Source organism: Kineosporia mesophila, from assembly GCF_021129235.1.
In the GTDB taxonomy this organism is placed as follows: domain Bacteria; phylum Actinomycetota; class Actinomycetes; order Actinomycetales; family Kineosporiaceae; genus Kineosporia; species Kineosporia mesophila.
Map to the genome: position 1 here is coordinate 1 of NZ_JAJOMA010000027.1, position 18,454 is coordinate 18,454.

Annotated in this window: 24 protein-coding genes; 8 read left to right on the forward strand and 16 right to left on the reverse strand. The window is 69.1% G+C overall.

The features are described from left to right. Positions 1-564 precede the first annotated feature (564 nt). The 3 genes from LR393_RS28705 to LR393_RS28715 form a co-directional block, all read right to left on the reverse strand. Positions 565-1,095, reverse strand: coding sequence for a DinB family protein (locus LR393_RS28705; protein WP_231488061.1), 531 nt, complete (start codon positions 1,093-1,095; stop codon positions 565-567). Positions 1,096-1,135: 40 nt separating this feature from the next. Continuing rightward, positions 1,136-1,393 (reverse strand): hypothetical protein, encoded by a 258-nt coding sequence (locus tag LR393_RS28710; RefSeq protein WP_231488062.1) that lies wholly within the window; start codon positions 1,391-1,393, stop codon positions 1,136-1,138. 88 nt (positions 1,394-1,481) lie between these two features. Beyond that, the gene (locus tag LR393_RS28715) at positions 1,482-1,817 is read right to left on the reverse strand and encodes an EthD domain-containing protein (protein ID WP_231488063.1); all 336 of its coding nucleotides are present in this window, start codon (positions 1,815-1,817) and stop codon (positions 1,482-1,484) included. Between the two features lie 111 nt (positions 1,818-1,928). Here LR393_RS28715 and LR393_RS28720 point away from each other — a divergent pair, with 111 nt between their 5' ends. After that, on the forward strand, positions 1,929-2,312 hold the full coding sequence (locus tag LR393_RS28720) for a MerR family transcriptional regulator (protein ID WP_231488064.1): 384 nt from the start codon (positions 1,929-1,931) through the stop codon (positions 2,310-2,312). A gap of 12 nt (positions 2,313-2,324) precedes the next feature. On the opposite strand, the gene LR393_RS28725 is transcribed toward LR393_RS28720, so the two are convergent. The 5 genes from LR393_RS28725 to ureA form a co-directional block, all read right to left on the reverse strand. Next, complete coding sequence (locus LR393_RS28725) at positions 2,325-2,444, reverse strand: MarR family transcriptional regulator (protein ID WP_231488066.1); 120 nt, start codon at positions 2,442-2,444, stop codon at positions 2,325-2,327. A gap of 111 nt (positions 2,445-2,555) precedes the next feature. After that, complete coding sequence (locus LR393_RS28730; protein WP_231488068.1) at positions 2,556-3,008, reverse strand: VOC family protein; 453 nt, start codon at positions 3,006-3,008, stop codon at positions 2,556-2,558. A 44-nt stretch (positions 3,009-3,052) separates the two neighbouring features. Beyond that, positions 3,053-3,181 (reverse strand): hypothetical protein, encoded by a 129-nt coding sequence (locus LR393_RS35855; RefSeq protein WP_269328046.1) that lies wholly within the window; start codon positions 3,179-3,181, stop codon positions 3,053-3,055. 45 nt (positions 3,182-3,226) lie between these two features. Beyond that, positions 3,227-4,903, reverse strand: a complete 1,677-nt coding sequence (locus LR393_RS28735) for an urease subunit alpha (RefSeq protein WP_231488070.1) — start codon at positions 4,901-4,903, stop codon at positions 3,227-3,229. Continuing rightward, complete coding sequence (gene ureA / locus LR393_RS28740) at positions 4,900-5,604, reverse strand: urease subunit gamma (protein ID WP_231488072.1); 705 nt, start codon at positions 5,602-5,604, stop codon at positions 4,900-4,902. Before ureA ends, LR393_RS28735 begins: the two co-directional genes overlap by 4 nt. 82 nt (positions 5,605-5,686) lie before the next feature. On the opposite strand from ureA, the gene LR393_RS28745 reads away from it, so the two are divergent. Both LR393_RS28745 and LR393_RS28750 read left to right on the forward strand, forming a co-directional pair. Continuing rightward, positions 5,687-6,691 carry an agmatine deiminase family protein gene (locus LR393_RS28745; RefSeq protein ID WP_231488074.1) on the forward strand — a complete coding sequence of 335 codons (1,005 nt, stop codon included), beginning with the start codon at positions 5,687-5,689 and terminating at the stop codon, positions 6,689-6,691. Positions 6,692-6,750: 59 nt separating this feature from the next. Next, a complete protein-coding gene (locus LR393_RS28750; RefSeq protein ID WP_231488076.1) occupies positions 6,751-7,365 on the forward strand; it encodes a TetR/AcrR family transcriptional regulator C-terminal domain-containing protein in 615 nt (204 codons plus the stop codon). Here LR393_RS28750 and LR393_RS28755 read toward each other — a convergent pair. The 3 genes from LR393_RS28755 to LR393_RS28765 form a co-directional block, all read right to left on the reverse strand. Then, the gene (locus LR393_RS28755) at positions 7,362-8,615 is read right to left on the reverse strand and encodes a hypothetical protein (protein ID WP_231488078.1); all 1,254 of its coding nucleotides are present in this window, start codon (positions 8,613-8,615) and stop codon (positions 7,362-7,364) included. The genes LR393_RS28750 and LR393_RS28755 overlap by 4 nt on opposite strands. Beyond that, positions 8,612-9,226, reverse strand: coding sequence for an ABC transporter ATP-binding protein (locus tag LR393_RS28760; RefSeq protein ID WP_231488081.1), 615 nt, complete (start codon positions 9,224-9,226; stop codon positions 8,612-8,614). Before LR393_RS28760 ends, LR393_RS28755 begins: the two co-directional genes overlap by 4 nt. A 325-nt stretch (positions 9,227-9,551) precedes the next feature. Beyond that, the gene (locus LR393_RS28765) at positions 9,552-10,175 is read right to left on the reverse strand and encodes a TetR/AcrR family transcriptional regulator (protein WP_231488083.1); all 624 of its coding nucleotides are present in this window, start codon (positions 10,173-10,175) and stop codon (positions 9,552-9,554) included. Between the two features lie 85 nt (positions 10,176-10,260). On the opposite strand from LR393_RS28765, the gene LR393_RS28770 reads away from it, so the two are divergent. Further along, positions 10,261-10,668, forward strand: a complete 408-nt coding sequence (locus tag LR393_RS28770) for a RidA family protein (RefSeq protein WP_231488085.1) — start codon at positions 10,261-10,263, stop codon at positions 10,666-10,668. 100 nt (positions 10,669-10,768) lie between these two features. Continuing rightward, entirely contained in the window at positions 10,769-11,212 is a 444-nt protein-coding gene (locus tag LR393_RS28775; RefSeq protein ID WP_231488087.1) for a GNAT family N-acetyltransferase, read from the forward strand. Positions 11,213-11,656: 444 nt separating this feature from the next. Here LR393_RS28775 and LR393_RS28780 read toward each other — a convergent pair whose 3' ends face one another. After that, positions 11,657-12,211, reverse strand: coding sequence for an acyl-CoA thioesterase (locus LR393_RS28780; protein WP_231488089.1), 555 nt, complete (start codon positions 12,209-12,211; stop codon positions 11,657-11,659). Positions 12,212-12,447: 236 nt separating this feature from the next. On the opposite strand from LR393_RS28780, the gene LR393_RS28785 reads away from it, so the two are divergent. Beyond that, the gene (locus LR393_RS28785; protein ID WP_231488091.1) at positions 12,448-13,041 is read left to right on the forward strand and encodes a histidine phosphatase family protein; all 594 of its coding nucleotides are present in this window, start codon (positions 12,448-12,450) and stop codon (positions 13,039-13,041) included. Between the two features lie 40 nt (positions 13,042-13,081). Here the strand turns inward: LR393_RS28785 and LR393_RS28790 are convergent, their stop codons facing one another. Both LR393_RS28790 and LR393_RS28795 read right to left on the reverse strand, forming a co-directional pair. Continuing rightward, positions 13,082-13,933 carry a PIG-L family deacetylase gene (locus LR393_RS28790; RefSeq protein ID WP_345718949.1) on the reverse strand — a complete coding sequence of 284 codons (852 nt, stop codon included), beginning with the start codon at positions 13,931-13,933 and terminating at the stop codon, positions 13,082-13,084. A 73-nt stretch (positions 13,934-14,006) separates the two neighbouring features. After that, complete coding sequence (locus LR393_RS28795) at positions 14,007-14,576, reverse strand: NADAR family protein (RefSeq protein ID WP_231488095.1); 570 nt, start codon at positions 14,574-14,576, stop codon at positions 14,007-14,009. A gap of 80 nt (positions 14,577-14,656) precedes the next feature. On the opposite strand from LR393_RS28795, the gene LR393_RS28800 reads away from it, so the two are divergent. Next, on the forward strand, positions 14,657-15,073 hold the full coding sequence (locus tag LR393_RS28800) for a hypothetical protein (RefSeq protein WP_231488096.1): 417 nt from the start codon (positions 14,657-14,659) through the stop codon (positions 15,071-15,073). A 49-nt stretch (positions 15,074-15,122) separates the two neighbouring features. Here LR393_RS28800 and LR393_RS28805 read toward each other — a convergent pair whose 3' ends face one another. Further along, positions 15,123-16,298 carry an acyl-CoA dehydrogenase family protein gene (locus LR393_RS28805; RefSeq protein WP_231488100.1) on the reverse strand — a complete coding sequence of 392 codons (1,176 nt, stop codon included), beginning with the start codon at positions 16,296-16,298 and terminating at the stop codon, positions 15,123-15,125. A 55-nt stretch (positions 16,299-16,353) separates the two neighbouring features. Between LR393_RS28805 and LR393_RS28810 the strand changes: the two genes are divergently transcribed. Further along, on the forward strand, positions 16,354-17,724 hold the full coding sequence (locus tag LR393_RS28810; protein ID WP_231488101.1) for an NAD-dependent succinate-semialdehyde dehydrogenase: 1,371 nt from the start codon (positions 16,354-16,356) through the stop codon (positions 17,722-17,724). A gap of 22 nt (positions 17,725-17,746) precedes the next feature. On the opposite strand, the gene LR393_RS28815 is transcribed toward LR393_RS28810, so the two are convergent. Further along, on the reverse strand, positions 17,747-18,352 hold the full coding sequence (locus LR393_RS28815) for an acyl-CoA-like ligand-binding transcription factor (RefSeq protein WP_231488102.1): 606 nt from the start codon (positions 18,350-18,352) through the stop codon (positions 17,747-17,749). Between the last annotated feature and the right edge of the window lie 102 nt (positions 18,353-18,454).

The following is an 18,454-nucleotide window of genomic DNA, read 5'->3' on the forward strand; positions in this document are numbered from 1 at the left end:
TTCCTGCCTTTCGGCGTTCCGTCCTGGCGACGTTGTAAACAGTAGACCCTGTGTTGCTCGCCGGTCAAATCCGTGTTTCGCGATTTGAAAAGCGATAGAGCTTTCCCCAGAACGGTAATAACCATAAGAGTGACGCGTACCCGGAAAGGGCACGCGAAGACTTCTCAGGCTTTTACTCAGGAGAACGGGTTGCTGTCACCCCGGAACCGGCCACCTATATGTCCGTTGCTTCCGGAGCGTCGGCGTCCGCGTGAGCGACCCGCCGAAAACCCTTGGAGAACATTACCAGCTCCCTGGCATCCTTCAAGGCCCGCCCGACGCGACGGGCGTCACATGCCGATAACGGAGTCGGCCCTCGTCGATGAGATGCCCGGCAGGCGCCCCCATGACCGGGGAAGTGGGCCCCGCCCGGCCGAAGACTGGGGGATCGCATGATCACGACCCAGGAGGGCGGGGCGACCCGCCAACGGTCGTGCCGCAACGCCACCGGTCCTGCCGGCAGCGCTCGGGGTCGTGCCCCAGTGCTAGAGACAGGGCCCCAGTTCTAGAGACAGTGCCGCAGCGCTAGGGACGGGTGGCAGACGCGCGCAGCAGTCGCAGTGTCCCGATTTCCGCGGCGTTCTTCATCAGCTCCGCGTTCACCCATCCGGCCATGTCGGCCAGGCTCCGCTCGGCCTCCACCGGCCAGGGGAACAAGGAAGGCGCGTCGAGCGCCTCGTCCTCAATCTCGTCCAGCAAACTCCGCCACTGCGAACCGAGCGTGCGCAGCCAGTCGACCGCCGCGTCCCCGATTCCCGGGTACTCCACCTCGGACGGATCGCGGAGAGCGCCACCGTTGGCCCGGTCGAGCGCAGCGCCCAGCCACCAGCCCAGATGCCAGCTGGTCCAGGCGATGGTGGGCACCGGGATGGGGTCGGGCTGGCTCTCCGCCCAGTCGGGCACCCAGCTCCCGTCGGCCTGTGCGTGCAGGGTCCAGCACAGCGGCCCGGGCTCCCAGAGGAAGTCCTCGGCCTCCAGACGCTCCAGGTGGTACTCGAAGAACGACCAGGCCAGGTCGAACTGCCAGCGGAGCAGGTCGCGACGAGGGGACTCCATGGCGCGACCCCATCACATGATCTTCCCCGCGGCAATGGTGCTACTCACCGGTCCGCTGTCGGTGGTGACCGCTGGGGCCGCTCCCGTCACGCATTTCTCGAGGCCGACGCCGCACGAGGGAATTCACGCCGTAGGCCAGGGCGAGCAGCGAACCGGCCCAGGGAATCACCACGGCTGCAATGATGGCTGCCCGGCCGAGTCGCCGGTCCTCTCCCTGCCACATCGCCATCAGGCTCACGGCAATGCCGACGAGGACGAGCAGGAGATAGGTGGCCTCGATGCCATTCAGAGCGAGCAATTCTTCACCGTTCACTGAGACTCGCCGATGGCGGGCGTCACCGACGAGCCACACCGGGGCCGGATCGCGGCGTGGCTCGTCGAGCTTGTCAGATCACGGTTCTCTCCTCGGTGACCAGGCTGAAGCTGGTCTCGAAGGAGACGAAGGTGGGCTCGTCCGGCTGGACGAGGGTCTTGTAGTTGTCCGAGGCGAAGAACGCGTCGTGGTCGGCCCAGTTGTCGAACCAGATCTCGGTGAGACCGTCATAGGTCGGCGCCGGGTAGTTCGGGGCTTCGATCGGGTGGGAAATGGTGTACCTCCGGACGTACTGCTTCGCCTCCGGGATCGAGGCGAACAGCGGTGCATGCTGCTCCCGGTGGTGCCGGACGAACTCCTCGGGGCTCATGCCCTCGATCCGCCTGACCATGAAAGCAAGCTTGATCATTGTGTTCTCCTGCCGTCTCGACCGCTGGATGCGGCGTGGTGCGGCTACGCTAAAACTTGACATGCATGTCAGGGACAAGCCGATGTGACGCAGCACACGACAGGGAGCAGGATGCGGATCGGCGATCTGTCCGCCCGGACCGGTGTCAGTCAACGGTCTTTGCGGTACTACGAGAACCAGGGACTGCTGAGCACCACCCGGTCTCCCGGAGGGCAGCGGCACTACGACGAAGCCGATGTGCCCCGGGTGCAGGAGATTCGGGCGTTCCTGGCCGCCGGCCTGCCCACCCGGGTGATCGCCGGCCTACTCAACGGCCTGGCCGTGTGCCGGGCAGCACCGGACGCCGACGAGGCCCTCCACTCCTGGGAGACCCTGAGCCGCGAACGGAGCCGGATCACCTCCGTCATCGACGAGCTCGTCACCGCCCGCCACGCCCTGGACGAGCTCCTCGCGGTCAACCACGCCTTCCTGAAGGAACATCCGACAGCACGGTGAGCCGAGGTCTGTTCATCTCGCGCCCATGTGCGGTGACGTAGAGGCGCTGGCGTCGCCCGGATCAGGCGCGCGGGCCAGGTAGCCGCGTTCCTCCAGAGCGGTGACGGTCTTCGCGGCCGCCTGCTTGGTCACCGCCATCCGACCTCGGAAATGTCGGCCACCTGATCGCCCAGGGAACCCCGCAGGCCCTGGCCGATGCCCTGCTCGACTTCGCCGGCCAGGTCGACAAGGGCTGAAAGAAGCTCAGGAACAGCAGAACTCGTTGCCCTGCGGGTCGCGCAGAACCCACCAGCGCCCGGCCGGCCCCTGGTCCACCTCGTTCACCCGGGTCGCGCCGAGACCCTCCAGCCGGGCCACCAGATCGTCCAGTGATCCCGAACCCCGGTGCACGTCGATGTGGAGCCGGTTTTTCACCGTCTTCTCCTCGGGCACCTCCTGGAACAGCAGCCGCCGCCCCTGCCCGATGCCGGTGAAGGCGTCGAACGGGTCGTCGGGATGCCGGATCGCGGCCATCCCCCGGAAGTACCGGCGGCCCTCGTGCTCCACCACCGCGGCCGGGGGCAGCTGCCCGGCCCCGACCAGGTGCTCGATCAGGGCGTTCTGGTCTTCGGGCGTGTACTCCAGCGCCGCCGCCCAGAAACCGGCGAGCGCGATCGCGTCGTGACTGTCGATGACCAGCTTCCACCCCAGAGCCATGATCCTATTGGTAGTGGTTACCGGGTGAGTAGGACAAGCGAGGTTCAGGCGCGGGCGGGCTCGCGTTGCCGTTCCTGGGTGACCCGCCGGGCGATGCGGTGGGCGGCGTCGCGGGTGAGGTGCCCACCCCGCGCGCGACGTCCCCCGGATCGTCCGGTTGACGCGCCCTCCATGGGTGCCCTGCTGGATCAAAACGGCGCTGCCTGAGGACGCGGGGGTCAGAGGAAGTAGAGACGGTTGAGTGCGGTGGACTCGGCCGGGGTGGAGGTGACGGGCTCGCCGTCGACCGTGACCAGCCCGGATTCGGGGGCGACGCGGACGGTGGCGAGGCGGTGGTTGAGCAGCATCTGGGCGGGGCCGATGCCGCGGGTGCCGCGCACGCCGACGCGCCGGCGGCGGGTGGTCATGGTGTCGTTGCCGTCCTGGGCGGCGGCCTGGGAGGTGAACGCGACCGACAGATCGGCCGCGGTCGCGCCGTGCCCGCCGAACTGCGGCCCGTAGACCAGAGGTTCGGCCCGGTCGATCGCGGCGTTCGGGTCACCGGTGACCCCGTAGGCGGGAAAACCCGCCTTGAGCACGAGGTCGGGTTTCGCACCGAAGAACTGAGGACGCCACAGCACGACATCGGCGAGTTTGCCCACCTCGAGCGTGCCGATCTCGTGGGAGAGGCCGTGCGCGATCGCCGGATTGGCCGTCAGTTTGGCGATGTACCGCAGAGCACGGGCATTGTCGTTCCGCTCCGGCGCTCCCAGTTCGGCCTTCATCTTCCCGGCCATGGCGAAGGTCCGGCGCACGGTCTCCCCCGCGCGGCCCATGCCCTGGGCGTCGGAGGAGGTGATCGGGATGATGCCCAGGTCGTGCAGCACGTCCTCGGCGCCCATCGTGCCGGCCCGGATACGGTCGCGGGCCAGTTCCGCGTCGCCGGGCAGGTCTTCCTTGAGGCCGTGCGCGGCCATGATCATGTGGAAGTGCTCGGCGACCGCGTCGCGCCCGAACGGCAGGGTCGGATTGGTGGACGAGCCGATCACGTTGGGTTCCCCGGCCAGGCTCAGCACGTTCGGCACGTGCCCGCCGCCGCAGCCCTCGATGTGGAACGCGTGGATCGTGCGCCCTTCCAGCACGGCGAGCGTGTCCTGCACCGACAGGGACTCGTTGATGCCGTCGGTGTGCAGCGCGACCTGCACGTCGTGTTCCTCGGCCACCCGTAGCGCGGTGTCCAGGGCGCGGGCGTGGGCGCCCATGTCCTCGTGCACCTTGAACCCGCAGGCTCCGCCCTCGACCAGCGCCTCCACCGACGAGCCCGGTTCGGAGGCCGAACCCCGGCCCAGGAAGCCGATGTTCACCGGCCAGGCGTCGAACGCGTTGAAAGCGTGGCGCAGGGCCCAGGGCGAGTTCACGCCGACGCCCCAGACCGGGCCGAACTCCTGCCCGATGATCGTGGTGACACCGCTGGCCAGCGAGGCCTCCATGATGCGGGGGCTGAGCAGGTGCACGTGGGTGTCGATGGCTCCCGCCGTGGCGATCAGGCCCTCCCCCGGCACGATCGTGGTGCCGGTGCCGACCACGACGTCCACCCCGTCCAGGGTGTCCGGGTTTCCGGCCCGGCCGATCGCGCTGATGCGGCCCTCCCGGATCCCGATCGAGACCTTGCGGATGCCCAGCACCGCGTCGATGACGACCACGTTCGAGATCACCACGTCACAGGTCTCGCTCACCCGGGCGGCCTTGAGATGCATACCGTCGCGGGCGGTCTTGGCGAACCCGGCCAGGAACTCCTCCCCCGGCCGCTGGGAGTCCGCCTCGACCTCGATCACCAGGCCGGTGTCGCCGAGGCGGATGCGATCGCCCTCGCGGGGTCCGTAGGCGCCGGCGTAGTCGGTTCCGGTGAGGCTCATGCCTGATCCTCCGCTGCGGTGTCCAGATACCCGCAGGCGTGGGCCTTCTCGAGGGCGGCGTCGATCGCGCCGGGGGCGTCCAGAGAGCCGTCGACCAGGCCCGCGAAACCGATGACGACGCGGGCACCACCGATCGGGGTCAGGTCGACCTCCCGGGTCTGACCCGGATCGAAGCGCACGGTGCCGCCGGCGTCGATGGCGAGTCGTCGTCCGTAAGCGGCCCGCCGGTCGAACCGCAGACGGGGGTTGACCTCGAAAAAGTGGAAGTGCGAGGTGACGCTGATGGGAACGGGGGACGTGTTGGTCACCGGGATCCTCAGCGCGTCGGGGAAGGTGATCGGCTGGGCGGGGCCGGGCAGCAACGCGCCCGGGGCATCCTCGCCCAGTGATCCATGTGGTCCTGCGAACGGCTCCGTGACCACCACCAGACGGGTACCGTCGTCGAACACGGCCTCCACCTCGACGCGGTCCACGACGTCCACGACGCCCGGCAGCACCTCGTGCGGGCCGAGTACCGTGCGCCCCGCCTCCATCGCCTGAGCCAGGCGGGCACCGTCGCGCGCGGCCTCACACACCGTGTCGGCGATCAGCGCCGTGGCCTCCGGAATGTTCAGCCGCAGGCCGCGCGATCGTCGTGACCTGGCCAGTTCGGCGGCCGTGAAGATCAGCAGACGGTCACGCTCGGTGGGGGTCAACCGCATGCCGCCCACCTTAATCGAAATCGTTTCGGTTAAGGTGGGGGCACGCCCGACCCCCGGAGGACCCATGCACGCCGGACGCCACATGCCTGCCGAATGGGAAGCGCACGAGCGCACCTGGATGGCCTTCCCCACGCCCAACCCCACGTTCGGTGAGACCGGTGGGCCCGACCTGGCCCGCGCGCGCACCGCCTGGAGCACCGTCGCGAACACCGTCGCCGGGTACGAACAGGTCTCGATGCTCGTCGCCCCCGGTGACGACTCCGCCGCCAAAGCGCTGCTCGACCCCCGGATCCAGCTGGTCGAGGTCGCCATCGACGACGCCTGGCTGCGTGATTCCGGGCCCACGTTCGTACGTCAGGACGACGGCCTGATCGCCGTCGACTGGTGCTTCAACGGGTGGGGCGCCCAGAAATGGGCGAAGTGGGACCTGGACGCCTACGTGGCCACCGCGATCGCCGAACGCGCCGACCTTCCGGTCAGCACCTCGACCCTCACTCAGGAGGGCGGCGGCCTGCACGTCGACGGCGCGGGCACCGTGCTGCTGACCGAGACCGTGCAGCTCGACCCCGACCGCAATCCCGGCTGGACCCGCGAGGACGTCGAGACCGAGATCCACGCCCAGCTCGGCACCACCACCGCGATCTGGCTGCCCCGCGGCCTGACCGCCGACTACGGCGAGTTCGGCACCCGCGGCCACGTCGACATCGTCGCCGCGTTCACCCGCCCGGGCACCGTCGTCGTGCACACCCAGACCGACCCCGGTCACCCGGACTACGCCGTCTCGCAAGAGGTCTCGGCAATCCTGCGCGAGGCCACCGACGCCCGCGGCCAGCGCCTGGAGGTCATCGAGCTACTGGCCCCCGAACGCCACGAGGTGGACGGCGAACTCGTCGACCACTCCTACGTCAACCACTACGTGGCCAACGACGTGGTGGTGCTCTGCTCGTTCGACGACCCCCGCGACGAGCAGGCCCGGGCCGTGCTGCAGACCGCCTACCCCGACCGCACCGTGGTCAGCGTCGACGCCCGCGACATCTTCGCCTTCGGCGGTGGCATCCACTGCATCACCCAGCAGCAGCCCCGCTGACCCGGCCGACCCGGCTGATCCCGCTGACCCGGCCGATCCGGCCGATCCGGCTGACCTGAATGGCCCGCCCCGCCAAGCCTCTGCTCTCGCGCGAGGCAATCCTGCACGCCGCCCTGGCCCAGCTCGACGCCACCGGCACCCTCGCCCTGCCTGCGCTCGCCCGGGAACTCGGCGTCAGCACCTCCTCGCTCTACCACCACGTGAAAGGTGGCCGCGAAGAGGTGATCGAGGGCATCCGCGGGCTGCTGTCGGTGTCCGCGATGCTGTCCGACCGCCGCCCGGGTGAGACCTGGCGCGACTTCACCGCACGCTGGGCCACCTCGTACCGCGCCGCCTACGCCGCCCACCCGGCGGTGGTGCCTCTGATGACTGCGCAGACCGTGGCCCACCCGGCCACACTCGCCTCCTACGAGACCCTGGCGCAGGTGCTGCACGACGCGGGTTTCGGTGACCAGGACCTGCTGCACGTGATGACGGTGCTGGACAGCTTCATCCTCGGCTCGGCCCTGGACGCCGGGGCCCCGGTCGAGGTCTGGGCCGACAGTGGCGACCCGGACTCCGCCCTGTCGCGGGCCCGCGGGGCGACCCTGGCCCAGCCGGGAGACCGCTCGGAGCGGGCGTTCCGGCTCGGCCTGGAGAGTCTGCTCGCCGGACTCGAAGACCTGCGGCGCTAAAGAGCCAGAACGACGAGCGCCGCAACGACCAGCACGTCGTACCCGGCGACGGCCCGGTTCACGGTCTGGATCGGCAGTGGCCCGGCCGGGGTGGCCAGCAGCGTCAGTCCTTCGCAGCGGCGGGCCTGGTCCCGGCGCCACAGCGCCAGGGGCGGGACCGCCAGGAGCACGAGAACCGCCGGGAGCGGTGCGGACACGGCCGTCCAGGCCAGGCCGGCGACCAGCAGGGCACTGACGAGCACTGGCGCGAACAGCTCGGCCGACGTCGAGCGGTGACCCCAGATACGCTGCAACGCCGGAGATTCCCGCCAGCTCTCGGCGCTGCGCCCGGTGGCCGTGGTCAGCCGGTACTGCAGCACCACGAACACGGCGAGCCCGGCCCCCGGCCCGAACAGACGGGCGGCGATCAGACCGGTCAGCACCAGGGCCGCCGTGGGCAGGAACGCACCGGTGAGGGCCCGCCAGAGGACGACGCCGGCGAGTGCCGTCGGTGTCCGGTAGCAGAATGCCGGCACGGGTTTGCGGGTCGGACGGCCCTGGCTCTCGTGCACGGCCTGGACGATGTCGCTGTCCAGCGCGAGGATGCCGGCGTTCACCGACCAGCGGTTGGTGTGGCCCCGGATCAGCTGCCAGCGGGGGACGAGGGGGTGCGCGGTGCCGAGGGCCCGGGTGAGTCGAAGCCCCTGGTTCAAACCGGTCACGAGAGCGGCGCCGGAACCGACGGCCGCACCGATGGGAAGTGACCAGGCCTGGGCTGCGGCCAGAGTCAGGGCGGTGAGCAGGAGGAGGGCCGACAGCAGGGCCACCAGGCCCGGGGCGTCCCGTCTCTGGAGCTGGACGATCGTCATCAGGCTCGCGCAGAACACGAGGGCGACACCCAGCGCGACGGGCGGACCCGGCCAGCCCATCGCCCGGGCCACCAGTACCGCCAGAACGACCAGCAGGGCGATCACCGCCGTCACGACCAGCCAGGTCAGCATCCGGTCGCGCCCGAGCACGTCTCCGGTGGGCAGCCATTGCTGCTGGGCCGCCGAGGCCGCGATCGGCCCGGCGAAATACAGTGCCTGCAAACAGATCCCGGCCAGGGCCAGACCGGTGGCGAGCGCCAGGAGCTCGGGGGAGAAACCTCGCTCCTGCGCGGCCCGGAGCACGGCGGGCAGTATCTGGTGGCCGACGGACCAGAGGGTGGAGCCGAACATCGGCAGCGCGATGAGGGCGGAGACCGCCTGCTCGGCATAGGGACGCCTCATCGCACGACCTCGCCGGCCAGGCTGATCTGCGGGCAGTCCAGGGCCCGCAGCAGTGACGAGTCGTGGGTGGACAGCAGGATGCACCGCTCGGGGGTGAGCATCGCCAGCAGTTCGCGAGCCAGGACGCCGACCCCCGCGACGTCGAGGTGGGCCTCGGGCTCGTCGAGCAGCAGCACGTGCCAGGGCCGCACCCGAGCCGTGGCCAGGGCCACCCGCTGACGTTGCCCCGAGCTCAGGGCGGTCGGCTTGTGGTCGCCCACGTCAGGCACCCCGAAGGCCGCGAGCGCTGCGCGGACGTCGTGCGCCGGACGTGGCTGCAACAACATCAGGTGATCGGTGACGGTGAGCCCCGGTAGCCAGGTGAAGTCGTTGAGCACCCCGTAGACCGACTGCCAGTGGCCGGCCGACGACGGCTGCGAGGGCCGGCCCAGGATCTCCACGGTGCCGGAGTCCATCGGCGCAGCTCCCGCGAGACAGTCGAGCAACGTCGACTTCCCCGCCCCGTTCGGCCCGACCAGCGCCGCGATGCCACCGGCGGGAACCTCGAATGTGACGTCGGACAGGACTGTTCGGGAGCCGTAGCTCTTGTTCAGGCCGGTGACACGCAACATGAGCGCAGTTTAGGCTCTGCCGGTCCGGGCCTGGCCGGTGGAAGCTCTCGAGACCCAGGACGTGGGCTGAGCACCCGGACCATCTCGGCCACGACCTGATCAACGTCTCCACTGCCCATCGGACGCATATCGAAAAGCCTGCCAGATCGTGCCCTGGCCCGGCACCTGAGCACACCCGGCCACTCCACCCGGCCACACCACCCGGCCACACCACCCGGCCACTCAGGCGTATCTGGCCACTCAGGCGCTTCTGGCCACCCCGACGGCCCTGCTAGCTCCGGCAGCCTCCAGCCTCTGTCCAACCAGCCACGGCCGCACCACGTTCCTATCGGTGCGGCAGCCCCGATTCCTGCCAGGCCCTGTTGACCGAGGCGCGGCAACGGTCCGGTTCGTCGCCCACCCGCTCGAACAGGCCTTCCAGCAGAATCGGCCCTTGGCGCAGGGTTTCGTGCGACTGGGGGCCGGTGGCGACCAGGGCGGCCAGGCCGTGGGTCACGGCCCAGGTCTGCACCGCGAGGTCGAGCGGTGCGAACTCCGCGGCGAACCGGCCGGCGTCGATTCCCCGGGCGGCTGCCTGGACCATGCACTCCAGCCCATCGTCCGCGGCCTGGTCGTCTTCCAGGCCGAACGTCGCGTCGAACATGACCCGGTAGAGGTCTGGGTGCTGCAGCGCGTTGTGGATGTACGCGGTGGCGTGCGCGGCCAGGTCCAGCACCGGGTCATCCGTGATCGGCACGGCCCGGAACAGCACGCCCATACGGGTATGACCCTCCTGCCGCAGGGCCGTCCACAGCCCGTCCATACTGCCGAAGTGCGTGTACACGGCCATGGTCGAGTAGCCGGTGTCGGCCACCAGCGACCGGAGCGTGATCGGCTCACGGGTGCGCAGCATCTGCCCGGCCCGCTCGATGAGCATCGAGCGCACGGCCGGATCCTTCGGTCTCGCCATGCCCCGATGATAGATGGCATTGCCATGTTATGTTTCCGGAGAAGAGCGGGGGCTCCCCCCATCCATCGACCTCCAGGAGACATCCATGTCCATCACCCTGAAGAACCCCGCCGGCCTGGCCGAGGTCCCGCTGTACCGTCACGTCTCGATCGCCAGCGGCTCGAAGATGGTGTTCATGGCTGGCCAGGTCTCCGTCGACCAGGACGGGAACACCGTCGGCGCAGGTGATTACGTGGCCCAGGTCGAGCAGTGCTACCTCAACGTCGCCACCGCCCTGGCCGAGGCCGGCGCCACCTTCGACGACGTCGCGAAGATCAACGTTTACGCCGTGAACATGACCCCGGAACTGGTCGCGGCCTCCGGCGAAGGCATCGCGCGCGCCGAGAAGAAGCTCGGCGTCACCATCCAGGCCCCGCTCACCGGCATCGGTGTGGCCGCCCTGGCCTCCCCCGAATACCTGGTCGAGGTCGACGCCATCGCCTTCATCGACTGACTCCAGGCGGTGCGCCGCACCAGCCGGGCGCACAGTGGCCGAGAGACCCACCACAGGCCCGTGACAACAGATCTCGTGGTCGGTTGTCTACTATTCCCCCATGGCAGACTGGACCTTCCGCCCCACCACCCCAGATGATCTGGAGCGCATTGCCGACCTGAAGGTCCTGGTGATCCGCGAGCATCTGGAGCGCCTGCGCCCCTGGAACGAGCAGTCTGCGCGCGATTACCTGTACGAGCGCTTCGTTCCCGCCAATTCGCGCATCATCGAGGTGGGTGGCCAGTTCGCCGGGTGCGTGGCGCTACGGCAGGCGCCGGACTGCCGCTGGATCGAGCAGTTCTACCTGTATCCCGATCATCAGGGGCACGGCATCGGCAGCGCCGTCCTGACGACGCTGCTCGAGGAGTGCGATGCTGACGGCGTCGTCGTGCGCCTGGACGTCCTTCAGGGCAGCCCCGCCCGGCGTCTCTACGAACGTCACGGGTTCGTGTTCGAGCACGAGGACTCGCTCGACATCTTCATGATCCGCTACCCGGCTTCGTGATTCGTCACCCGTCTTCGCGATTCGCTACCCGTGAGCATTCTCTGCTGAGAGCCCCAGCGCTGCGGCTACCAATGCACGCCCCGGCAGCCGAGGAGCTATGACCGGGTGATTTCCGTGCCGTCATAGCGCACAGAAATCACCCGGCCATGGACGCGCGCTCCCGCAAGGGTTCGTGGTGCCAGCACCAGTGCCGGCGCAGGCCGGCGCAGGCCGGCGCAGGCCGGCGCAGGCCGGCGCAGGCCGGCGCAGGCCGGCGCAGGCCGGCGCAGGCCGGCGCAGGCCGAGCAACTCTGGTCGTTGTGTACACCTGGTACATCCGGTACCGGATGTACCAGGTGTACACAACGACCAGGACCCGTTCAGCCACAGAGCGCCGAAGGGGAGTCGCGAACGTCATCACGGCACGCGTGACACTGTTGTACGCACCGTCCAGCAGTCGGTAGCTCAGGCAAGCGGCCTTTCGCCGTCACCCACCGGAGTGCTCTTGGAGATCCGGACGCTGTCGGCCCACTCCCGCACCCACAGCGGCAGTTCCAGGTCGGCGGGATAGGCGCCGACGGCGTCCTGAAGTTCCGCGTGCGTCACCGAGCCACCCGTGCGCTTGAGGAACCGGATCTGGATCACCGCGCGGGCCATGATCTCGTCACCGCGCAGGAAGGTCTGCTCGATGTACGAGTTGCGCTCGTCGAAGCCGAGCATCCGCGTGTGCACATGGAACTTCTGCCAGAGCGTGAGCGAGCGCCGGTAGGTGATGGTCTGGGCGGCGACGACAGGGAACCAGCCGCGACGCTTGACCTCGGCCCAGTAACCGGCGCGAGTCATCAGGTCGAGGCGGCCGAGGTCGCAGAATCCCAGGTAACGGCTGTTGTTGACGTGCCGGAACAGGTCGAGGTCGTTGGGCAGAACCCGGAACGGCGTGCGGGTGCCCTCCCACATGGAGACCTTCGGCCGGAGCCGGACGACGAGGCTGAGCAGGAACAGGCGCAGATAAAGATTCATGTGTTCTTTCCCGGATCGGACCCGTGGTGGACCGATCGCGCCGCTGCGCTCGGCCCGGTCATTGTAGGAAGTCCGCTGAACAGCCGCTTACCGGGTCTGGCCCTCACCCGATCGAGCACGGTCGAGCACGGTCGAGCACAGGTGGCACGCGTCTCCCGGCCCAGGCAGCACCGGTGACCGTGGGCTGAGCGAGGATGGAGGCCCGCACAGAATCCCCGCACAGAAACGGCATCCGCATGCGCCTGCTGCTCATCCGCCACGGTCAGACTCATTCCAACGTGATCGGCGCCCTGGACACCGCACGCCCCGGCGCCGACCTCACCGATCTGGGCCATGAGCAGGCCGAGCTGCTGGTGGAGCGACTGAAGGACGAGTCGATCGACGCCCTGCACGCGACCACGCTGGTGCGCACGCAGCAGACCGTGGCGCCGCTGGCGAAGGCCCGCGGGCTGGAGGTCGCCATTCATGACGGCATCCGGGAGTGGGACGCCGGCGATCTGGAGATGAAGAGCGACGACGAGTCGGTCAACCTCTACGTGAAGATCACCATGAGCTGGGCCGCCGGCAACACGGGTGTGCAGATGCCCGGCGGCCCGACCGGTGACGAGGCCCTGGCCCGGTTCGACCGCGCGATCGGGGAGATCGCGGCGACCGGCGTCGAGTGTGCCGCGGTGGTCAGTCACGGCTCGGCGATCCGCACCTGGGTCGCGATGCGGGCCACGGACGTCGACGGCGCCTACACCGCGGCCCATCCGCTGCTGAACACCCAGGTGGTCAAGCTCGTGGGCGACCCGCAGAACGGCTGGCAGGTAGAGGAGTGGGGCTGGTGAAGCCGGCCGCCGGGCCGTGCGGGCCCGGCGACGCGAGGTGTCAGCGCTCCAGGCCCTCGAACAGATCGGTCTCGCGCGTGGCGCCCAGGGCGGCGCCGACCAGCTGAAACGTCTCCACGCCCATCATCGCGCCGAACCGCTCGACCCCGAGCGCGAGCATCTGCGCGCTGTCGGACTGGCTGGCGTGAGCCGACAGGGCGTCGAATTTCTGCTGGTTCCAGGCCTTCACGTCAACCCAGGTGGTGAGCTCCTCGTCGGGCAGACCCATCGGGAGCCGGTCACCGCGGGCCAGAGCGGCGTTCATCCCGGCCTCCATCGTGGCCATCTCGGCCTTCTCCGCCTCGGTGCCGAACTCCCGGGTGAGGTCGCCCCACATCTTCATCTGCGAGTAGGGCGGTGAGGACCAGTACACCTTCGAGGGCTGCCACGGCTCGCCGGCAAGCAGCTCCACGGCGGCCATGGTGATGCGGTGAGCCTGGATGTGGTCGGGATGGCCGTACACACCATTGGCGTCGTAGGTGACGACGACGTCGGGCCGGTGGGTGCGCATCAGGTCGGCCAGACGAGCGGCCGCCTCGGCCACCGGGGTGTTCCAGAAGGCCCCCGGCAGCGTGTTGGTGTCCCAGCCCATCATCCCGGAGTCGTGGTAGCCGAGCTGCTCGACCACTTCGAGCCCCAGAACCTTCGCACTGCGCTCCAGCTCGCCCGCGCGCACCTTCACCACAGCCTCGGCGTCGTGGGCGGCATCGCCCGGCTTGACCCCGCCCGGACCGTCGCCGCAGCGCCCGTCGGTGCAGGTGACGAGCACGGTGCGGATGCCCTCGGAAACGGCCTTGGCGAACACGCCACCGGTACCGGTGGCCTCGTCGTCGGGGTGGGCATGGACGGCCATGAGGGTCAGGGTCACACCGGCGACCCTAATGGCGACCACCGACAGAACCGGACCGCTGTTCGCGCTCGGCGCATCAGGCTTCGCGCAGGAATACCTCGCGGACGTCCATCAGGGCGAACCCCAGCAGGTTGAGACCCCGCCAGCGCGTGGGATCGGTCGCCGCCTCGTTGTCGGCCGCCAGGCCGATGCCCCAGATCCGGTCGACCGGGCTGGCCTCGACCAGCACCCGGGAGCCGGAGGCGCGCAGCACCTCGGCGTACTTCGGGTACTGACCGAACTTGGCCAGGTTCCCCTCGGCGACCAGCTGGTACCGGTGCTCCAGCCAGCGATCCTGGTCGAAACCCCGCACCTGACGACCCAGCTGCTTCGCCTGCGCCGGGGAGGGCGCGGCCAGTATCTTCGCCAGCACCGGCTCGTCCCCGAACAAGCGCGCCTTACCGGCCATCATCCAGTGCTCGGCCGTGCCGTAGGTGACACCGTCGACCGTGAACGGCGACGGCCACCACTGGCTGAAGCATCCCTGCCCCACCCGCCCGTCCCGCTCCGGGCGATGCCCCCAGAAGAAGATGAATTTCTGCTTCTTCCCGGCGGCGTGCCGCGCACGGATCGCGGCCAGACGTTCGTCAGGGTTCGTCCAGGACATGAATGCCATCATGAACTCGTCGTCACCGTGACGCGAAGTATTTTCCGGCGCACCCGCGCCCGGAACCCCGGAGGCCCACCGTGACCACCCCCGTAGTCCCGCCTCACCCGGGCCCCGGCGCCGGTGACCCCTTCGATCCGTTCGCCCTGGAGGACGTCCGCAAGCGGGTGGTCGAACCGGTGCTCGCGTGGATGCTGCGGGAAGGTGAGCTCGAGGAGTACGCCCTCGGCTGGACCAACGGCGATGTGCACGACTGGGCCGAGCCCCAGAACTCCCCCGGCGCGCTCCGCCTCACCGAGCTCACCGTCATCGTCCGGGCCGGCGGCCAGTTCCAGTACTGCCTCTGGTCACCGGAGCACCCCCACGACGCCGAGACCCTCGACCAGGTCGCCCACCGCTTCGCCAGCGAGATGCAGGACTGGGTGGCCGAGTGGGTCCGATGGGGCGAGTTCCGCTCGATCGCCTACAGCATCCCGGCCCGCGACAACAACCAGTGATTCACCTCGACGTGATCCGCGGTCACCATCACCAGCCGTTCAGCGCAATTCAGCGGAACGCGTCGATCCCGGTCAGTGCCTTTCCGATGACCAGGGTGTGCATCTCCACGGTGCCCTCGTAGGTGAGCACCGACTCGAGGTTGTTCATGTGCCGAATCACCGGGTACTCCAGCGAAATTCCGTTCGCCCCGAGAATCGTGCGGGCCGTCCGGCAGATCTCCAGGGCCTCCCGCACATTGTTCAGCTTGCCCAGGCTGACCTGCGCGGACCGCAACGTTCCGGCGTCTTTACGCCGGGCCAGATGCATGGCCAGCAGCATGCCCTTGACGTACTCCAGTTCCATGTCGGCGAGTTTCTGCTGGGTGAGCTGGAACCCGGCGACCGGGCGGCCGAACTGCGAGCGCTCCACCGCGTACCGCAGTGCAGTGGAAAGGCAGGTACGGGCGGCCCCCATGGCCCCCCAGACGACCCCGAAGCGGGCCTCGGCCAGACAGGTCAGGGGACCGCCCAGCCCCCGCACCTCCGGAAAGACACACTCCTCGGGCACCCTCACCTCGTCCATGGTCAGCTCACTGGTGATCGAGGCCCGCAGCGACAGCTTGTGCCGGATCTCGACGGCGGAGAAACCAGGGGTGGAGGTGGGCACCGCGAAACCGCGGATGCCCTCGTCCGTCTGTGCCCAGATGACCGCGACATCGGCGATCGAGCCGTTGGTGATCCACATCTTGCCGCCGTTGATCACCCAGTCCGAGCCGTCCCGCCGGGCGCGCGTCGTCATTCCCGAGGGGTCCGAGCCGTGATCGGGTTCGGTCAGCCCGAAGCAGCCCACGGCGTCCCCGGCCGCCATCGCCGGCAGCCACTGCGTCTTGACCTCCTCCGAGCCGAACCGCCACAGCGCGTACATCGCCAGCGATCCCTGCACCGAGACCAGGGAGCGGATGCCCGAGTCGACGGCCTCCAGCTCCAGGCAGGTCAGCCCGTACTCGGTGGCGCTGAGACCGGCGCAGCCGTAGCCGGTCAGGTGCATCCCCAGCACCCCGAGCTCACCCAGTTCCCTCACCAGCCCGCGGGGGTCGTCCACCGTTCCGCGCTCGAACCAGTCGGCCACATAGGGGGCGATCCGGGACTGTGCCATGGTGCGCACGGCACGCTGAACATCCCGTTCGTCGTCATTGAGCAGTTCGTCGAGACCGGCGAGATCCACGGCCGCATCGTTGAGGTCCACGAGGGCAAACTAGGCTCAGCCCCGACGCAACCACCAGCCCCTGCAGGAGAAGCGCATGAGCCCTACGCAGCCGTCGTACCAGGTCACCGACCCCGCTACCGGTGAGGTGCTGAAGACCTTCCCCTTCGCGACGGACGCCGAGATCGAGTCGGCGATCGCCGGAGCCCACACGGCCTTCACCGCCTGGCGCAACCGTTCGCTGGAAGAGCGCGCCGCCGTGGTGAAGCGCGTGGCCGAGCTGTTCGGCGAGCGCGCGCAGGAACTGGCGAAGCTGTCGCAGCAGGAGATGGGCAAGGCCTACGACGAGGGCAAGGAGGAGTCGGAGTTCAGCCAGGCGATCTTCGACTACTACGCCACCCAGGGCCCGCGGCTGGGTGCCGACCAGACGATCCCGACCAGCAGCGACACCGGTGGCACGGCCGTGGTCGAGCGGCGCCCGGTGGGCCCGGTGCTGGGCATCATGCCGTGGAACTTCCCGACCTATCAGATCGCCCGGTTCGCGGCGCCCAACCTGGTGCTGGGCAACACGGTGATCCTCAAGCACGCCGAGAGCGTGCCGCAGGTGGCGCTGGCCGTTGAGCAGATCATGAAGGACGCGGGTGTCCCCGAGGGCGCGTACGTCAATGTCTTCGCCACGCACGACCAGATCGAGACGATCATCGCCGACCAGCGCGTGCAGGGCGTGTCGCTGACCGGCTCGGAGCGGGCCGGCGCGGTCGTGGCGCAGCTGGCGGGCAAGTACCTGAAGAAGTGTGTGCTGGAGCTGGGCGGCTCGGACCCGATGGTGGTGCTGGACACCGACGACGTGGCGAAGCTCGCCGCCACGGCGTGGGACTTCCGGGTCTACAACAACGGTCAGGTCTGCAACTCGAACAAGCGCATGATCGTGATGGACTCGGTGTACGACGAGTTCGTCGCGCAGCTGACCGAGAAGGCCCAGGCGATCGACGCGTCCGCCCACGCCCCGATGTCCTCGCGGCGGGCCGCCGAATCGATCGACGAGCAGGTGCAGGAGGCCGTCGGCCGGGGCGCGACCCTGCACGCCGGTGGTGTGCTGGGTGAGGGCCCGGCGGCCCACTACTCCCCCGGTGTGCTGACCGGGGTGACCCCGCAGATGCGGGCCTACAGCGAGGAGCTGTTCGGGCCGGTCGCGGTGGTCTACAAGGTCAGCAGTGAGGACGAGGCGGTCGAGCTGGCGAACGCCACCCGTTTCGGTCTGGGTGGGTCGGTCTTCAGCGTCGACACCGAGCGCGCCAAGCGCATCGCCCGTCGTCTGGACGTGGGGATGACCAACGTCAACACCCCGGCCGGCGAGGCCGCGGAGCTGCCCTTCGGCGGCACCAAGAGCTCGGGCTTCGGCCGCGAGCTGGGCCCACTGGGCTTCGACGAGTTCTGCAACAAGCGGCTGACGTACATCGCTGATTGAGATGTCCGTGCGGGAGGGACGTTCAGCGTCCCTCCCGCACGAATCGGGGGTCGGGGGGAAGATGAAGCGAGAGCGCCCGCACCAGAGCCGGTTCCAGCTCGGTCTGGGGGTTCTCGACCCAGTACTCGTGCGCGGTCAGCATGGCCGCCACCAGTGCCTGCCCGACCGCCAGCGGGAAGAAGCCATCCTCGTCGAGCCCCGTCTGCCGGGCCGCGAAAGCCCTTCCCTCGCTGCGCCATCCCTGGAAGGCACCCCAGATCTGGGCCTGTACGGCCGGAGCGCTGAACACCAGTTGCGCCCGGTGCAGGGCCCATTCGCGCTGCCCGGGCGAGGTGATGCGATGGGTGATCAGCGCGGCCTGAGTGATCACCTGGTCGTAGGGCAGGGCCGGGTCGGCGTGAGCCAGGAGCTTGGCGAACTGCTCGTTCTCACCCGGGGTCTCCACCCACAGCACGTCCGACTTCGTCGAGAAGTACCGGAAGAACGTGCGCCGGCTCACCCCGGCGGCGGCCGCGATGTCCTCGACGGTCACGTTCTCGAAGCCACACTCCAGGAACAGCCGCTGCGCGGTGTCGGCCAGCTCCCGCGCGCTGGTCGTGGCCGGGCGACCACCCGGAGGTCGTGTCATGGAAGTCATGGTGCGGCCGATGGAGCCTCCCAACAAACCGTGACATGAAATGGTGCATCACGGGGTGGACAGGGTCAAACCCCCTTCGTTAAGTTACGTCAC

Bases quoted from the DNA above. Each gene is read 5' to 3' on its own strand.
- LR393_RS28775 (WP_231488087.1), top strand. From the start codon at position 10,769: ATGGCAGACTGGACCTTCCGCCCCACCACCCCAGATGATCTGGAGCGC.
- ureA (WP_231488072.1), bottom strand. From the start codon at position 5,604: ATGCGGTTGACCCCCACCGAGCGTGACCGTCTGCTGATCTTCACGGCC.
- LR393_RS35855 (WP_269328046.1), bottom strand. From the start codon at position 3,181: ATGGAGGGCGCGTCAACCGGACGATCCGGGGGACGTCGCGCGCGGGGT.
- LR393_RS28715 (WP_231488063.1), bottom strand. From the start codon at position 1,817: ATGATCAAGCTTGCTTTCATGGTCAGGCGGATCGAGGGCATGAGCCCC.
- LR393_RS28745 (WP_231488074.1), top strand. From the start codon at position 5,687: ATGCCTGCCGAATGGGAAGCGCACGAGCGCACCTGGATGGCCTTCCCC.
- LR393_RS28780 (WP_231488089.1), bottom strand. From the start codon at position 12,211: ATGAATCTTTATCTGCGCCTGTTCCTGCTCAGCCTCGTCGTCCGGCTC.
- LR393_RS28705 (WP_231488061.1), bottom strand. From the start codon at position 1,095: ATGGAGTCCCCTCGTCGCGACCTGCTCCGCTGGCAGTTCGACCTGGCC.
- LR393_RS28810 (WP_231488101.1), top strand. From the start codon at position 16,354: ATGAGCCCTACGCAGCCGTCGTACCAGGTCACCGACCCCGCTACCGGT.
- LR393_RS28755 (WP_231488078.1), bottom strand. From the start codon at position 8,615: ATGAGGCGTCCCTATGCCGAGCAGGCGGTCTCCGCCCTCATCGCGCTG.
- LR393_RS28770 (WP_231488085.1), top strand. From the start codon at position 10,261: ATGTCCATCACCCTGAAGAACCCCGCCGGCCTGGCCGAGGTCCCGCTG.
- LR393_RS28760 (WP_231488081.1), bottom strand. From the start codon at position 9,226: ATGTTGCGTGTCACCGGCCTGAACAAGAGCTACGGCTCCCGAACAGTC.
- LR393_RS28735 (WP_231488070.1), bottom strand. From the start codon at position 4,903: ATGAGCCTCACCGGAACCGACTACGCCGGCGCCTACGGACCCCGCGAG.
- LR393_RS28765 (WP_231488083.1), bottom strand. From the start codon at position 10,175: ATGGCGAGACCGAAGGATCCGGCCGTGCGCTCGATGCTCATCGAGCGG.
- LR393_RS28720 (WP_231488064.1), top strand. From the start codon at position 1,929: ATGCGGATCGGCGATCTGTCCGCCCGGACCGGTGTCAGTCAACGGTCT.
- LR393_RS28795 (WP_231488095.1), bottom strand. From the start codon at position 14,576: ATGTCCTGGACGAACCCTGACGAACGTCTGGCCGCGATCCGTGCGCGG.
- LR393_RS28790 (WP_345718949.1), bottom strand. From the start codon at position 13,933: ATGGCCGTCCATGCCCACCCCGACGACGAGGCCACCGGTACCGGTGGC.
- LR393_RS28750 (WP_231488076.1), top strand. From the start codon at position 6,751: ATGGCCCGCCCCGCCAAGCCTCTGCTCTCGCGCGAGGCAATCCTGCAC.
- LR393_RS28785 (WP_231488091.1), top strand. From the start codon at position 12,448: ATGCGCCTGCTGCTCATCCGCCACGGTCAGACTCATTCCAACGTGATC.
- LR393_RS28730 (WP_231488068.1), bottom strand. From the start codon at position 3,008: ATGGCTCTGGGGTGGAAGCTGGTCATCGACAGTCACGACGCGATCGCG.
- LR393_RS28815 (WP_231488102.1), bottom strand. From the start codon at position 18,352: ATGACACGACCTCCGGGTGGTCGCCCGGCCACGACCAGCGCGCGGGAG.